Annotated in this window: 2 protein-coding genes; one reads left to right on the top strand and one right to left on the bottom strand. The window is 68.3% G+C overall.

Annotation, left to right across the window (positions count from 1 at the left end):
• The coding region (locus ACGF5C_RS35240) for a DUF3099 domain-containing protein (RefSeq protein ID WP_393308811.1) at positions 1 to 334 on the bottom strand (334 nt) is incomplete at its 3' end.
• A 136-nt stretch (positions 335 to 470) separates the two neighbouring features.
• Between ACGF5C_RS35240 and ACGF5C_RS35245 the strand changes: the two genes are divergently transcribed.
• Entirely contained in the window at positions 471 to 704 is a 234-nt protein-coding gene (locus ACGF5C_RS35245; protein WP_030517239.1) for a DUF3039 domain-containing protein, read from the top strand.
• Positions 705 to 1,040 lie beyond the last annotated feature (336 nt).

The following is a 1,040-nucleotide window of genomic DNA, read 5'->3' on the forward strand; positions in this document are numbered from 1 at the left end:
CCATCAGGATCATGTAGCGCTTGACGCGGGCGCGGTGCTGCTGCTCCAGGGAGGGCGCGGCCTCGGTGATCAACACCGGATGCTTGTCCTCCCCGGGGAAGTATCCGGTCGAGGCGCGGGTGGGCCGGGGGATCGAACCGGGAGGCCGGCGCTCGAACGTCGCGCCCGACGGCCGCGGATCGTCCGCCGGCACCGAAACCTCCGGGCCCTCGGCGGCGTTCGCGGAGCCGCTGGGCTCGGCCGCGCGTGCGTCCTCGCGCTCCGAACCGACCCGTCCGGGGCCCGACGTCCGGGACTCGGGCGGTAGGTCGGAGGAGTCGCCGTCACGCTGCATACGTCGAGTCTTCCACTCCGCATGATCGAATGCACACGCGCCTTCGGCCGCGCGAGCACCACCGGGCCGCGGGGTATTCGATGAGGTTGGCGACACCCGCTCACCACCCTCGCGCGGCGATGGCAGAATCGATGGGGTGAGCACCGACACCCTGGTTCGTCCGGATACGACCACCGACGAGACGACCGACAGCGATACTCCGAAATTCTTCCACTACGTGAAGAAGGACAAGATCGCCGAAAGTGCCGTCATGGGTACCCATGTGGTGGCGCTGTGCGGCGAAGTGTTCCCGGTGACGCGCTCGGCCAAGCCCGGCTCGCCGGTCTGCCCGGACTGCAAGCGCATCTACGAAATGATGAAGAAGGACTGAGCCGCAGCAGCGACCGAGCGGCCGCTTGCGGCTGTCTCGTCCGTCTGCGCCCGCGCCCGTCTCGCTTGTGTGATCATTGTTCTCTCTGACGAGAACGATGTTTTCCGCGAGGTGGGCACTACATGAAAATTGCGACGTCCCGGTGGTTGCGCACCGTCTCCTGCCTCGTGGCGGCACTCGTGACGGCTGCCGCCTTCTCGACCGCGACCACCGCCCACGCCGGCGAACCGGCGAACGTCGCGGCGCGGCCGTCGCCGGGATGTTCGGCGCCGCATCCCACCGGCACCTCGAACGAGAGTTTTGCGGCGGCCGGGAAGTCCGGGACCTACCTTCTCG

The organism is Micromonospora sp. NPDC047620 (genome assembly GCF_043205005.1).
Taxonomy (GTDB): Bacteria; Actinomycetota; Actinomycetes; order Mycobacteriales; family Micromonosporaceae; genus Micromonospora.